Here is a 13,761-nt window from a genome sequence, read left to right as displayed (position 1 = left end):
GTTTTGACGAGTCACACGCTCCACGCGCGGCGCAGCACACACGAACTGCTCTCTCTCTTCGGAGGTCTCATGCTGGCGGGATCGCTAGCCGGATGCAAGACCGACAAGCCAGCCGCAGCCGCGACGGCCACGCTCGCCGTGCCGGTCATCACGGTGGCTCGCGCCAGCCTCTCGAACGAGCTTACGTTGAGCGCCGAGTTCACGCCCTATCAGGACGTCGATGTGATGGCTAAGGTGGCGGGCTACGTCAAGACGATCTCCGTCGATATCGGCGACCATGTGAAACAGGGGCAGGTGCTCGCGGTGCTGGAAGTGCCCGAGCTACAGAATGAGGTCTCCAAGGCGCGCGCGGCGGTGCTTGCGGCAGAGGCCAACATCACCACGGCCCGGAGCGGTGTCGAGCGGGCCAAGGCCGGAGCCAACATGGCTCACCTCTCCTTCACGCGCATCGAGCAGGTGGTGAAACACGATCCGGGGCTGGTGCCACGGCAGGACGTCGATGTTGCCCAGGCGCATGACCTCGAAGGCGCTGCTGCTTTGGCGAGTGCGCAGTCTATGTTGCAGTCGGCCGAGCAAAGCCGCTCGCAGGCGTTGGCCGAGCGTGACCGCGCCGAGACCATGCTGCAATACGCCACGATCCGCGCACCGTTTGCGGGCGTAGTCACCAAGCGTTATGCCAACACGGGTTCGATGATCCAGGCAGGCATTGCCTCTTCGAGTCAGTCGATGCCGGTGGTGCGGCTGGCGCAGGATAACCTGCTGCGGCTTACACTGCCGGTGCCGGTATCGGCAGTGGCCGACGTGCATGTAGGCGGCCCGGTAGATGTCAACGTCGTCACGACGGGCCGCACCTTCCCCGGCAGGGTGACGCGCTTCGCCGATTCGTTGCAGATGTCCACCCGCACCATGGACACCGAGGTCGACGTGCCCAACAAGGACGGCAAACTTGTTCCCGGCATGTACGCCGAGGTTCACCTGCATCTGGCCGACCGGCCCAACGTCCTCTCGGTGCCGCTCGATGCCGTCGATGGCCTGGGCGGTCCCACGCAGAGCGTCTTCGTGGTGCGAAACAACCATATCGCCATCACCAACGTTACGGTCGGCATTCAGACTCCATACCGCGTCGAGATCCTCTCCGGCATTCACGAGGGCGACGTGCTCGTAGTGGGCCGTCACACCGGCCTCTCCGATGGCCAGCAGGTCGATCCCCGCCCAGCCGCCTACGACACCCCACACAAATAAAGGGCCGCGCACATGTCTGGTTTTGCCATCCGTAATCCGTACCTGATCATCGTCCTCTGCCTGCTCATCAGCATCCTGGGCACGGTCAGCACCGCGCGCATGGCGGTGGACATGTTCCCGCCGGTCAACATCCCCGTCATCGCCGTCGCGACCTTCTACTCCGGTATGCCGCCCGAGCAGGTCGAGACCAACATCACCTATCACCTGGAGCGCATGTTCACGCTCGCGGGCGGCATCGACCACATGGAGTCGCGCTCGCTCCCCGGCGTCAGCATCATCCGCGTCTTCTTCCGCGTGGGCACCGATCCCGCGGCTGCGGCCACCTCCATCTCCACGCTCGCCATGAGCGATATGCGCGACCTTCCACCCGGCACCTTTCCGCCCATCGTGCTGCAACAGGACGCATCGAGTCTGCCGGTGGCGCTGGTCACTCTGAACGGCAACGGCCTTACCGAGAGCGTTCTCAAAGACACCGCGCAGAACTTCGTTCGCAACCAGCTAGCCGGTGTAGCCGGTGCCAGCGTCCCGCAGCCCTTCGGCGGACCGTGGCGCCAGATCATGCTCTACACCGATCCCTACAAGCTCGAGGCCAACCAACTCAGCCCCATGGACGTGGTGCGCGCTGTCAACGACTCCAACGTCATCCTGCCCGCTGGTGACGTGCAGATCGGCCGCTACGACTACAACATCTACACCAACGCTATGCTCAAGGGGCCGAGCGATATCGCGCAGGTGCCCATCAAGATGGTCGGCCAGAACCCCGTCCGTGTTGGTGATGTAGCAGTGCCCAAGGACTCCTTCGGGCTTCAGTACAACGTCGTTCGCATCGACGGCAAGCGCGGCGTCTACCTGCCCATCTTCAAGCAGGGCGGCGACTCCAACACCATCGCCATCGTCGATGGTGTGCGCACCACACTCGACAAGCTGTACGACGTTCCGCCCACGATGAAGAGCCGTGTGGTCTTCGATCAGTCGCGCTTCGTCCGCACCGCGATTGAGACGCTGCTGCATGAGGGCGGCATCGGTCTCTTCCTCACCTGCCTGATGATCCTGATCTTCCTCGGCAGCTTCCGCGCCACGCTTGCGGTCTTCTTCTCCATCCCGCTCTCGCTGCTGGCCACGTTCTTCGTGTTGCAACTTGCGGGCAGCTCCATCAACAGCATGATCCTCGGCGGCCTTGCGCTTGCGCTCTCGCGCCTCATCGACAACTCGGTTGTGGTGCTCGAGAACATCTTCCGCCATCTCGAAGCGGGTGAAGCCCCTACAGTCGCGGCTGAAAAGGGAGGCCGCGAAGTTGCGCTTCCAGTCCTCGCCGGAACCCTGACCACGATGGTCGTCTTCTTTCCCGTCACGCTTCTCTTCGGCGTCAGCAAGTTCCTCTTCACCGCGCTCGCGCTGGCCGTGGTCATCTCGCTGGCCTGCTCTTATTTCGTGGCCATGACGGTCGTGCCGCTCTTCTGCGCTCGCTTTATCAAGAGCCCGCACGGCGATCTGCCGCATGAGTCGGCTGAGACCGAGCACATCATCGAGGCCGCGCCCGGTCACAAAGCAGGCATCGCCACCCGCTTCAACCTTGCATTCAACCGCCTCTTCGAGCGTATCCTCAACCGTTACGACAAGCTGGTAGTGCACGTTCTCGCGTGGCCCAAGCTGGTGCTGCTCGGAGCGGCCAGCATGTTCCTGCTCTCACTAACGCTCTTCCCCCTGCTCGGTCTTTCCTTCTTCCCGCGCACCGATGCAGGCCAGTTCGTCATCAACTTCAAGGCTCCCTCCGGCACCAAGATCACCGCCACCGAAGAGGAGACGGCCAAGCTCGAAGGCATCATCCGCCGCATCGTCTCCAAGCACGACATCGGCATCATCGTCTCGAACATCGGCATCGACCCTGGTTTCTCCTCGCTCTTCTCTACTAACTCGGCCATGCACACCGGCTTCATGCAGGTCTCGCTCCAGCCCGATCACGAGACCAGCAGCTTCAAGTACATCGACGAGGTCAAGGCCGCGGCTGCACGCGAGATGCCCGAACTGCAACTCTTCTTCTCCTCCGGCTCGCTGGTCGATGGCGTCCTCAACATGGGCGCGCTCGCACCCATCGACATCCGCGTCAGCGGCAAAGACCTCAAGGGCGACTTCGCCCTGGCCCAGCGCATCTCCGCGCAGGTGCGGTCTATCAAAGGTGTAGCCGACGTCTATATCCCGCAAGACGTGGACTATCCCTCGCTGCGCCTGAACGTTGATCGCAACCGCGCCAGCGAACTCGGCCTCACCGAGAAGGAGGTCGTCTCCAACGTCATCACGGCCCTCACCTCCAATCAGATGATCGCGCCGAGCATCTGGGTCGATCCCAACAACGGCAACAATTACTTCCTCACGGTCATGTACAAAGAGGGCCAGGTCAAATCGCTCGACGACCTCCGCGCCATCCCGCTGCACGGCGAGCATGTCACACGCCCCACGCGCCTCGACATGGTCGCCGACATCACGCGCTTCGACTCGCCCACCGAGCTGGACCACAACCAGATCCGTCGCGAGGCCGACATCTACGTGCGCACCAAGACCGAAGACCTCGGCTACGTCTCGCGCGAGATCCGCAAGATCGTGGCCGCGAACCCCGCGCCCCACGGTATCGACGTGGTGCTGGCAGGCAGCGTGCAGTCGATGAACGCGTCGTTCCAGAGCTTCGCCATCGGCCTTAGCCTCTCGATTATCCTGCTGTACCTCATCCTCACGGCGCAGTTCCGTTCGTTCCTCGATCCTTTCATCATCCTGCTGGCCCTGCCTCCGGGCCTCACCGGCGTCATCCTGGCGCTGCTCCTCTGGGGCACCACGCTCAACGTCATGAGCCTCATGGGCATCGTCATGCTGACCGGCATCTCCTGCTCGGACTCGATCCTCATTGTGGAGTTCGCACACCACCTGCTCAAAGAGGGCATGAGCGTCCGCGAGGCCGTTACTACATCGTGTCGCGTCCGTCTCCGCCCCATCCTGATGACGACTCTGGCCACGCTCATCGGCCTGCTGCCCATGGCGCTCAAGCTGGGCGAGGGCAGCGAGGCCTATGCCCCACTGGCGCAGGCTCTCATCGGTGGCCTGGGAATGTCTCTGATGCTTACGGTCTTCATCGTGCCAGCGGGATTCTATCTGGCGTACTGCAACCGCGCGCCCGATGCCGCGCAAGCCGTAACCGCATAACTTGATCTTCGAGCTTGTGTCGTTGCTGTTGTTCTTAGGGTTGTTTCTGAGGTAGGCCCGGGCTTTAGCCCCCGAAGTATGCTTTTTTCTCAACCACAACGACAACGGCAACAGCGCCCTAACGCCGGGCGGGCGGCACTTCGTGCGGTCTTGGATGCTTCGCGTATTTCAATTTTCAATTCATGTAACAAATAATGATTTTGAATTTATTTCAACGCAAAAAACGCCGAACCCATACCGGGTCCGGCGTTTTATTTACAACCATTGAACTAACGCGAAGCCACGTTATGATCCGGCTCCGTCACCTCAAGCAACGCACTGCTATTCGCATAGATCTTAGGCGCGCGCCGACGCGACTCGAGCACCAGCGTCCCCACATCGGACTTACGCCCACTCTGAGTCAGAGTCGTATCCGCAAAGCCATACAGCCCACACGCCGAGGCCGAGAAGACGCCCATCGACTGCTCCGTCTCGGACCCATCGCAGCCCTCGGGAGAGTTGCCGCTGGCCGGGATCAGGTGCGCATAAACACCCGACCGCCGCTGATATCCGACCACCTCCTCCGACGGCGAGATCACCTCGGACTGCGACGGTGTGACGAGATCGCCGCCCACCTGAGTCGTGGTGCTGTCGGGGTCCAGATCGCTCGCCTTCGGCTTGGTCGCATCCCAGGTGGTGATGGGGTCAGCGATCGCACGAACGTATACCGAGAGCGGAAGCTTCTCACCATGATCGACGATGCTGTCGAAGTGGATGGCGAGCGAAGATGCCTTCTGCTTGGCGTAGGGCGTGCGGTCATAGGTAAAGCCGCTGCCCTGCACAACGTGGCCGATGACCTGCGATCCCGCAGGAAGCACATGCCCCTTGCCGAGGATGACAACCTGCGAGGTGCGCGCGTTCACCAGGTCGCCGACGTGCGCTTTATTCGCGTCGATGGCCTTGGTGAAGACAATGGGAATCGTGGTGGAGACGGGAAGAGCTTCCGTCGCCGCAGTGGCGGCCTGCTGGTTGCTGGCGCCAAGGGCGAGAAGTCCAACGGTGAGGATCGATGCAACCATGGGAGTACCTCCGGGTACTGAGTGGCTTGATTGAACCATCGGGGGTACTTACGCCCCACTTACATATTCCTTACGTTGGTCCTTCAGGGGCCTTTAGCGGTTGCATCCTCCTGTTGGCTGCCTAATGATGAATGAAGGAGGGAATCGGTTTGGCTACGCCAGCGAGCGAACGCGTTCTAGTCGTCGAAGATGAACGAAAGATCGCCGACGCGATCATTACGGGGTTGCGTGCGGCGAACTTTGAGGTGCTGCACTCATCCAGTGGCGAGGACGCCTTCTTCGTACTGCACAGCCAACACCCCGACATGATGGTGCTCGACCTGGGGCTGCCCGGGCGCAGCGGCATGGAGCTGCTACGGCAGGTCCGCAGCATGAGCGACCCGATCCCCATTCTTATCCTTACCTCAAACAGCTCGCTCGATGACCGCGTCACCGCTCTCGATGCCGGTGCCGACGACTTCCTGCTGAAGCCCTTCTCCATGGCTGAGCTTGCGGCGCGTCTGCGTGCTCTCTCGCGTCGCGGCAAAGCCGTAGCGTCGTCAGCCGCTTATCAACTGGACGACCTCGAGATCAACATCGACACGCGCACCGCATGGCGAGCGGGCGCGAAGCTCGAGCTGACCCTGCGCGAGTTCGACCTGTTGATCTACCTCTTCCAGAACAAGGGCCGTACGGTCTCACGCGAGATGCTGGCCCGTGATGTATGGCACGAGACTTCGCGCTTCACGCCCATCGACAACGTCATCGACGTGCAGATGACGCGCCTGCGCCGCAAGCTGGACGATCCGTTTCCAGTGAAGCTGCTGCGCACCGTGCGCGGCGTGGGCTTCATCCTCGGAGAACCGGAGGCATGATCCGCCTGTGGCCTGGGAGCCTGCGTCCAAAAAGCGTGCGGATTCGCTTGACCCTCTGGTACGTGGGCGTGCTCACCGTGGTGCTCGCCGTGTACCTGGTCGTGGTCTACATCTTCCAGTATGGCTTGTTGACCTCGCAGATCTACCACGACGAGATTCAAGATGTGGAGACGGTAGAGGGGCTGCTCTACTTCGACGATCACGGCGCTCTGCAGCTCCGCCAGGACTACTACTCGCACCCGCAATCGCACCTGCTGGTCGATCGCCTGATGGAGATTCACGACCTCGCGGGCAACGTCCTCTATCGCAGCGACACGTTGGGCGCGATGGTCCTGGGTGGCACTCAGAAGGACGATGAAGGCAGCAGCTCCTTCAACGAGCGCATGGTGCATCTGGCCGACGGCACGCACGTGCTGATGATTAGCCACCGCCACCCGGTCGAGGGCAGGATGCTCCTGATCCGCCTCGGCTACGGACTTACGCCGCTGGCCGTGCGTATGCAGCACTTCCTGCTGTCATTGCTGCTCGCGCTTCCACTGGCGTTGATCGTTGCAGGATTCGCAGGCTACCAGATCGCGCGGCGTGCCCTGGCCCCGCTCGATTCGATGGCCGCACGGGCCGAGCAGATCACCGCGAGTAACCTGCATGGACGCCTAGAGATCGAAGACGAGGACGACGAGCTTGGCCGCATGGCACGCGTGCTCAACTCGCTGCTATCCCGATTGGAACGTTCGTTCGCCCAACTGCAACGCTTCACCGCCGACGCAGCGCACGAGCTGAAGACACCGCTCGCCTCCATCCGCGCCGTAGGCGAGAGTGTACTGCACGATGGCGAATCACGCGGCGCATACCGCGAAGCCATCAGCAGTATGTTGGAAGAGACGGCGCGCCTGAACCAGACCGTCGAAGGCCTGCTTCTGATCTCCAGTGCAGAGGCGGGTGAAATCACTCTTCAGGTAGCGACGTTTCCTCTGAGGGAAGTAGTAGCAGGCATCATCGCGTTGCTCGATGTGGTGATGGAGGAGAAGCATATCCGCCTGGTGCAGCAGAACGAGCTGGTCGCAGAAAGCCTTGTCGTTGCTGATCGAATTCTTCTGCGTACCTGCATCCTGAACGTGCTGCACAACGCGCTCAAGTTCTCTCCGGCCAACAGCAGCGTCATACTCACGTACGACCGCATCGAGCGCAGTGGACGAGGTTTCATCCGGCTTTCGATTCAGGACCATGGCCCCGGCATCTCGGAGCAGGACCGTCAACGCGTCTTCGAGCGCTTCTTCCGCGTGCGCGAGGTACGTGAGCTTGCAGTACAAGGAGCCGGTCTGGGCCTGGCGATTGCCAAGCTAGCTATCGAGAGCAACGGTGGCGACATCTACTTCGAGCCGAACCACGCGAACGGCTCACTCTGCCACATCGAAGTCCCTGCATACGAGCACGCTAACTTTTAGTAAGCAGCTAACAATGCTCGTTGCCGACCAACGGAGGACGCCCGGAAGATTACTCCCCATACCTCCCCGAGAACGGTGCCAAAGCACCCTTACATCTTCCTTACATTTGCGTCACATCTGCTGGATCGGCTGATTGTCTTGCGTAAGATTCGACCTGCACCGCTTCCTCGGAGAAGGTATGAAAACGCACCTCAAGTTAGCAATGGCAGTTGCATCTTTGGCGGCGGTTACATCCGTCACTCAGGCCCAGGCCCCTGTAAACAAGCACCCGAAGCCGACATCCCAACGCAAGGTGAAGCAGTCCGCCGCGCCCTCCATCGAGACGCAGCTCCCCGGCGGCTTCCTGGCTGCTTCCTCGCGGGTGAGCGCGTATGGGCCTGCCGGTCGTCTGCAGTACGGCGTGGCCTATAGCTACCCGACGCGCGAGGGCTGGACCGGAGTCGGCGGCGATCCCAAGGCCACCAATAACTTCGTCTACACCAGCTTCCGCTACTACATACCGTAAAGGTCAATCACAATGCGGAAGCGGATTCTAATCGTCCATCCTCCTGGCGTGCCCTCCGGGTGCGTGCAGGAGGCTATGGATAAAGAAGAGATCGCACCGACATGGCTTACGGACTCCACCCAGACCATGCGTGCGGCGCTCGAGCAGATGCCCGCGTTGGTCCTCTTCGATGTTCCCCTGTGGCAGCCGGAGTTGGAAGAGATCCTCGTCGCGCTGGGCAGCCTGAAGCGCACCAGGTCGATCCGCAAGATCGTTCTGGCAGCGACTGCACGCTTAGAGGATAAGGTCACTGCACTCGATGCAGGTGCGGATGATTTCCTGCTGAAGCCGATTTCGGCGCGGGAATTAACGGCGCGCCTGAAGGCGGTGCTGCGTAACTACGAAGCTGTTTCGTTCGAAGAGGAGAAGCAGTCGCTCGGCGCACTCGATCTCTATCGCGAGGGTATGGAGGTTGCGATTGGCGATCAACGCCAGAAGCTCAGCCCCACGGAGTTCAATCTGCTGGCATACTTCATGGAGCGTCCGGGGCACGTCCTGAGCAGGGAAGAGCTGCTCGAAAATCTCTGGCTTCCATGCAAAGAGATTGAGGATCGCCGTGTGGTGGACGTTTATATCTGGCGTCTGCGCGAGAAGATCGAAGAGGATCCATCGAAGCCGCGGCGGCTTCTTACACGCAGAGGTGAGGGTTACGCGTTGATTGATCCAGAGGGATAGCACTTTGTCCGGTAGCCGTGCCATTGAGAAATAACCCCATGCCTCAGAATCGAGACATGGGGTTCAGTAACGGCAGGGAACTATTTTGTTCCCTGTGTTGCTGTCTTCACCACTTGGCTAAACTTCTCCCACCCGCAAGCATCCGCCTTCGCGGAGCAGCCGGGCAGGTTCAACATCTTGTGAGCAGGCGGAGCAGCCAGAGTCAGCGTCTGCATATCGCGCATCTGCTGTAGCGTCTGCATGGCGGCTCTTACACGAACCGAGTAAGTGCCATCAGCACTCTGCCAAAGCTCAAAGGCCAACTCCGTTCCCGGCGGCGTGTCATCCACGCGGCCATCGAGCATCCAGTGCACACCCAGCAGAGACGCAACACCAGCAAGATTGGTGTCATGTCCGACAAGCATCACCAGCTTGCTGCCCACCGGCCCGATCGCATCGGCGACGGGCTTCTGCTCTACTTCCTGCTGCAGCGTGCGGACAATATGCGTCAACATATTCGACGCCTCGATCCTGGCCAGCGCAGGCGTGCGATGGATTAGTTCAAAGTAGTCGGAGTGCAGCTCCAGAAACCTACTGAGCTGCGCCTGGTCTACATTGCCCCAGCCGACCTGCGCCATAGGCATCCCATCGGCATACTCGAGCAGCAGGTCTTCGGAGAAGCTGGAGGCCTGCGGCAGCGGCCCTTGCAGCTCGACGAGATGATCGCCCTTACCATTGCCTCGTGCGGCCACTGTGGTCGCGCCGACCAGCATCGTCGCAGGCATCTGCGCGGGGGTGCAGCTTACCTTGGGCGCACAGCCCAGCAATACGTGCTGCATCTCTTCCATCAACTCACTCTGTTTAGCATCATGCATCTGCTTCACGCGCGCATCCAACTCTGCGAATGCGGCCTCGACCTGCGCAGGCGTCACGCCCTTGGTGCCGGAGTGAAAGACAGGATCATCCGCTTTATCTTCCGCAGAGTTCACCGCAAGCGCACAGCCTGGAAAAAGACCCTCGGCAAGAGCATGTCCGCTGGCCATAGTACGCTGATCGACGTCCGCCCAGATGTAAGTGCTGGCAGCATCTTCACAACCCTGCGCGCGAAACAGGCTCGACTGTGCAAACGAAGCTCGGTCGTAACTACCAAAGAGCTTCATCAGCCCGTATCCGCGGCTGGTAAGGTCTCCCGGCGGCACATTCCACCGGGGCCACGGCTTCGCGGAGTAACTATCCAACCGGGCCGGTGCCCACGTAGGAGAACGGACACCGTGACGGCTCAGGATTACTACCATCCTGAGCCGTTCCTGGTTCTTTGCTGCAGCAGTCTTCGCCTGAGCCAGCGAAGACTGCAAGAGCACTACACCAATACAAACCATTACTATACGTTTCATCCAGTAAATCGGCACTCTATCTCCTGAGCAGGTTATTAGTTCGAGTAAGTCAGGAATAACTTAGCGGTTGCGCTGAAAGTTATAGCGGATACCACCTGTATAAGTGGGTTTGTAATATTCGCGTTGATTTACAAACTGCGTGCTGCCCGTGTAGTAACCAAATACTTCGTTATTCAGGTTGAGACCCGAGACCACGGCACTCCAACCCTTGTAGAAGCGATAACTCGCCTGCGCGTCCACCTGGTAGTGAGTCAGCGTGTAGACATCGCCCGAAGGCCCCTTAGCGCCAAGTCCGCTGGGGTCGGCACCAGGTACGAGCGAGGGAGCGACGTAGTTATAAGAGAAGAGACTAGCCCCGTTGTAAGTCATTCCCAATCGCACCGAAAGACGTTTGGTATCGTAGGTCGGACTCAGGTTCCACATATTTGGCGACTGGTCGATCAGGGTAGGATGATCGGTGCGTAGCGGCACGCCCTTCTCACGCGAGGCGGTATAGCTGTAGTTAGCTGCGATACCCAGTCCGCGCAGCACGCCGGGCAGGAAGCTGAGATGCTGTTGGTAGCTCAGCTCAAGTCCATAGAGCCACGCGTTCTGACCGTTGACGAACTGCGTAATGGCGTCGCCGGGATACTGCGCGAGTACCGTCTGCAACGCGGCCGGAAAGTAGCCCGGAGGGAAGTTGGAAAGGTCCAGTCCGCCGGGCAGCGTGGTTTGGATCTGCGGTGCATTGAGCTGCTTGAAGAAGAAGCCCGCCTGGATCAGTCCGAGCGGATTCAGGTAGTTCTCATAGAGTACATCGTAGTTATTCGCGTGCTCCGGCCGCAGCGCCGGGTTGCCGATGCCGACCGAGACGGGGCTGGAGGTGCTGTCCTCATTGACATACGGCACTAGCTGGTAAGGATCGGGCCGAGCCACGCCACGCGCATAGACAGCGCGGAGAGCCGAGTTAGGAGTAAGGCTATAACGCGCCTGGATGCTGGGTAACACGTCCAGATAAGAAGGGTTGTTATTGATCCCGGTAGCTACATAGCAGTTACCCGGAGCCGGAGGTACAGGAGTAGCCGCGCAAGGTGCCGAAGCCGAGCCACCCGAGTAAGTGCCCGTCTTAGGATTGTAAGTTCCGTAGAAGGTCAGGTTATAACCAAAGGTCATCATGCGCGTATTTTCAAAGCGCAGTCCGGCCTGCAGGTGCAGCTTCTTGATATCGATCGTGTTCATCAGGTAGCCAGCGGTAATCTGCTCCACCGTGTGGAAGAGATTGGGATAGATATCCGCCGCAGTCTTCTGTCCGTCGACATAGCCGGAGAAGTTAGCGAGCGTATAGTCCTGCACCAGGTTGAAGTCCGAGACCGGGCCGTAGTGTCCGCCGAAGTAAGCCCCGTTGAAGTAGTCAGTGTTATTGAAGTTACTTTGTAACTGAGCAATCGTAGGCGTGCCGGAGCCAGCTTTAGTGGACCATCCATCGTAGACAGTCTCGGTAGAGTTCTGGCTCTGGTGCGCGTTGCTGAACTTGAAGCCGGCCTCGAAGGTTCCGAAGTAACCATGAGTGCTGTAGTTCTTCGCGTAAGAGGTCTGCGCGGTCAGGTTCAGTTGCGTATTGTTGCCCTTGGAGATGGTGATGTCCTTGAAGATGAAGTTATTCGGGTTTAGCATCGGCGACGTGGGGCTGTTATCGCAGTTGCCGAAGCGCGGATGATACAGGTCGGTCTGCGCGCTGGGCGAGAAGTTGCAGTTGACCGAAGGCCCAATCCAGGAGAAGTCAGCCTTGGGATTACCGGCCGAGTCGACCTCATAGGAGCGCGACGCGGAGATCTGCCAGGTAAATAGAGAGTCGGTGTGAGCATCGCGTCCACCCAGGATGATCGTGCCTACCGAAGCGTTAGGCCGCTTGCTCGACGTGTAGAACTTGGGCGCCGGTGAGGTACCCGTGGGGCTAGGCAGCACGCCAGTGGCGGTCAATGCCGTCGAGATAGGCTGGTAATACCACTTATCGCCCCAGTCCTTCAGGTCGCTGTAGAAGCCGTGCGCATAGACGCTGTTATTCTCGTTGAACTTATAGTCGGCACTGCCGTCGAAACCATAACGATACCGATAGTACCGATACTCGCGGATGGTGTTGTTGTCGTAGAAGGGCTGCGCCATCGTGGAGAGCGGATCGAGCGACGGCTGAATGTTATCGATACCGCGACCGTTGTAGTCGTAGACCACATTGCCCAGCAGCCCCAGCTGCTTCTTCACTCCGAAGCGCTTGCCAGCCGTTCCTCCCGTCGCGTAAGACCCGCGCCCGTTCAAGATAGGCGTATACCCTCCATTGCCGTAGAGGTTGAGCGTCGGCTGCTCGCCTGCCTCCTTGGTGCGCAGGTTCACCGAGCCGCCGATGCCGTTCGCATCCTGATTCGCTGAGAGCGTCTTGTTTAGCTCGATGGCTTCGACCATGTCCGACGGAATCACGTCAAGCCTCACCTGCCGCACCGTAGGCTCGGGAGCCGGGATCGTGATGCCGTCAACCGTCACGTTCGTCAGGCGCGGCTCCGTGCCGCGAATCTGGATATAAACACCCTCGCCCTCGATGCGATACAGGCTGACCGACGGCAGGCGTCCGATGGCGTCGGCCACGTTGGCGTTGGGCAGGCTGGTGATGACCTCAGCGGGCAGCACCTGCACGATGTTATCGGCGGTGCGCGTCTGGTTGATGGCCTCGGCCTCACCGTGCGGACGCTCGGCGGTGACCATAATCTGCTCGCTCGAAGAGTTGACCTTGAGAGCAAGGTTCAGGTTGAGGCTCTGTCCCGGCGCCAGCTCCACTTCCGAGGTAAGCGGCGCGAAGCCGACGTACGAGACCGTCAGCCTGTACTTACCGGCGGGCACCTCGGGCAGCCGGAACTGGCCCTGGTCGTTCGAGACCACAGTGACGCCGAGGGGAGCCAGTTGCAGCTTTGCTCCCGGAACTGACGCGCCCGCGTTATCGACGACGGTGCCGATGATGAGTCCCTTGGTTGCTTGCGTGGAGGCAATGGAGGCAGATGATGCTGGTGCAGACTGAGCCGGAGAGTGTAAAGGAAACAGCAGACTCAGCAGCAGAACTGTGACGCTGCTGCCCAGATTTTTCCTGACATGTGACATAAGGCCTCTTTCCATAGTGATGCGTGCGCAGGCGGACCGCGTGCGCTGTCGAGCAGCTGACCGATCGAGTAATGAAAGCCGGATAGAAGCAGCATGTCCCCTCGCAATGAACCCAACTTAACCATCCTGTAAAAAACTCCTGAGGTAGCACTTCGTGTCGCTCTCGAGGGCATAGGGCGGGATTGGCGGCATGGGCCGCCGTTCGTAGGCAGCAAACATATCTCCGGCCAACGAAGTACCTGAGGACGAGTTCAC

Annotated in this window: 9 protein-coding genes; 6 read left to right on the top strand and 3 right to left on the bottom strand. The window is 60.1% G+C overall.

The window, feature by feature from the left end; all coding sequences use genetic code 11:
- Nucleotides 1–3 precede the first annotated feature (3 nt).
- Nucleotides 4–1,242, top strand: a complete 1,239-nt coding sequence (locus tag FTO74_RS19200) for an efflux RND transporter periplasmic adaptor subunit (RefSeq protein ID WP_255462396.1) — start codon at nt 4–6, stop codon at nt 1,240–1,242.
- Nucleotides 1,243–1,254: 12 nt separating this feature from the next.
- Nucleotides 1,255–4,434 (top strand): efflux RND transporter permease subunit, encoded by a 3,180-nt coding sequence (locus FTO74_RS19195; protein WP_162539583.1) that lies wholly within the window; start codon nt 1,255–1,257, stop codon nt 4,432–4,434.
- A 269-nt stretch (nt 4,435–4,703) separates the two neighbouring features.
- On the opposite strand, the gene FTO74_RS19190 is transcribed toward FTO74_RS19195, so the two are convergent.
- Nucleotides 4,704–5,492 (bottom strand): hypothetical protein, encoded by a 789-nt coding sequence (locus FTO74_RS19190; protein WP_162539582.1) that lies wholly within the window; start codon nt 5,490–5,492, stop codon nt 4,704–4,706.
- 149 nt (nt 5,493–5,641) lie between these two features.
- On the opposite strand from FTO74_RS19190, the gene FTO74_RS19185 reads away from it, so the two are divergent.
- The 4 genes from FTO74_RS19185 (at nt 5,642) to FTO74_RS19170 (ending at nt 9,010) form a co-directional block, all read left to right on the top strand.
- Complete coding sequence (locus tag FTO74_RS19185; RefSeq protein ID WP_255462395.1) at nt 5,642–6,346, top strand: response regulator transcription factor; 705 nt, start codon at nt 5,642–5,644, stop codon at nt 6,344–6,346.
- Nucleotides 6,347–6,393: 47 nt separating this feature from the next.
- Nucleotides 6,394–7,791, top strand: coding sequence for an ATP-binding protein (locus tag FTO74_RS19180; protein WP_255462394.1), 1,398 nt, complete (start codon nt 6,394–6,396; stop codon nt 7,789–7,791).
- 202 nt (nt 7,792–7,993) lie between these two features.
- Nucleotides 7,994–8,296 carry a hypothetical protein gene (locus FTO74_RS19175; protein WP_162539579.1) on the top strand — a complete coding sequence of 101 codons (303 nt, stop codon included), beginning with the start codon at nt 7,994–7,996 and terminating at the stop codon, nt 8,294–8,296.
- Nucleotides 8,297–8,371: 75 nt separating this feature from the next.
- On the top strand, nt 8,372–9,010 hold the full coding sequence (locus tag FTO74_RS19170) for a response regulator transcription factor (RefSeq protein ID WP_162539578.1): 639 nt from the start codon (nt 8,372–8,374) through the stop codon (nt 9,008–9,010).
- A gap of 80 nt (nt 9,011–9,090) precedes the next feature.
- Here the strand turns inward: FTO74_RS19170 and FTO74_RS19165 are convergent, their stop codons facing one another.
- Nucleotides 9,091–10,284, bottom strand: coding sequence for a histidine-type phosphatase (locus tag FTO74_RS19165; protein WP_162539577.1), 1,194 nt, complete (start codon nt 10,282–10,284; stop codon nt 9,091–9,093).
- A 159-nt stretch (nt 10,285–10,443) separates the two neighbouring features.
- Nucleotides 10,444–13,506 (bottom strand): TonB-dependent receptor, encoded by a 3,063-nt coding sequence (locus FTO74_RS19160; protein ID WP_162539576.1) that lies wholly within the window; start codon nt 13,504–13,506, stop codon nt 10,444–10,446.
- Nucleotides 13,507–13,761: the final 255 nt, after the last annotated feature.

It is taken from the genome of Granulicella sp. WH15 (assembly GCF_009914315.1).
Classification (GTDB): Bacteria; Acidobacteriota; Terriglobia; order Terriglobales; family Acidobacteriaceae; genus Edaphobacter.
This window is presented reverse-complemented; position numbering and strand designations above follow the sequence as displayed.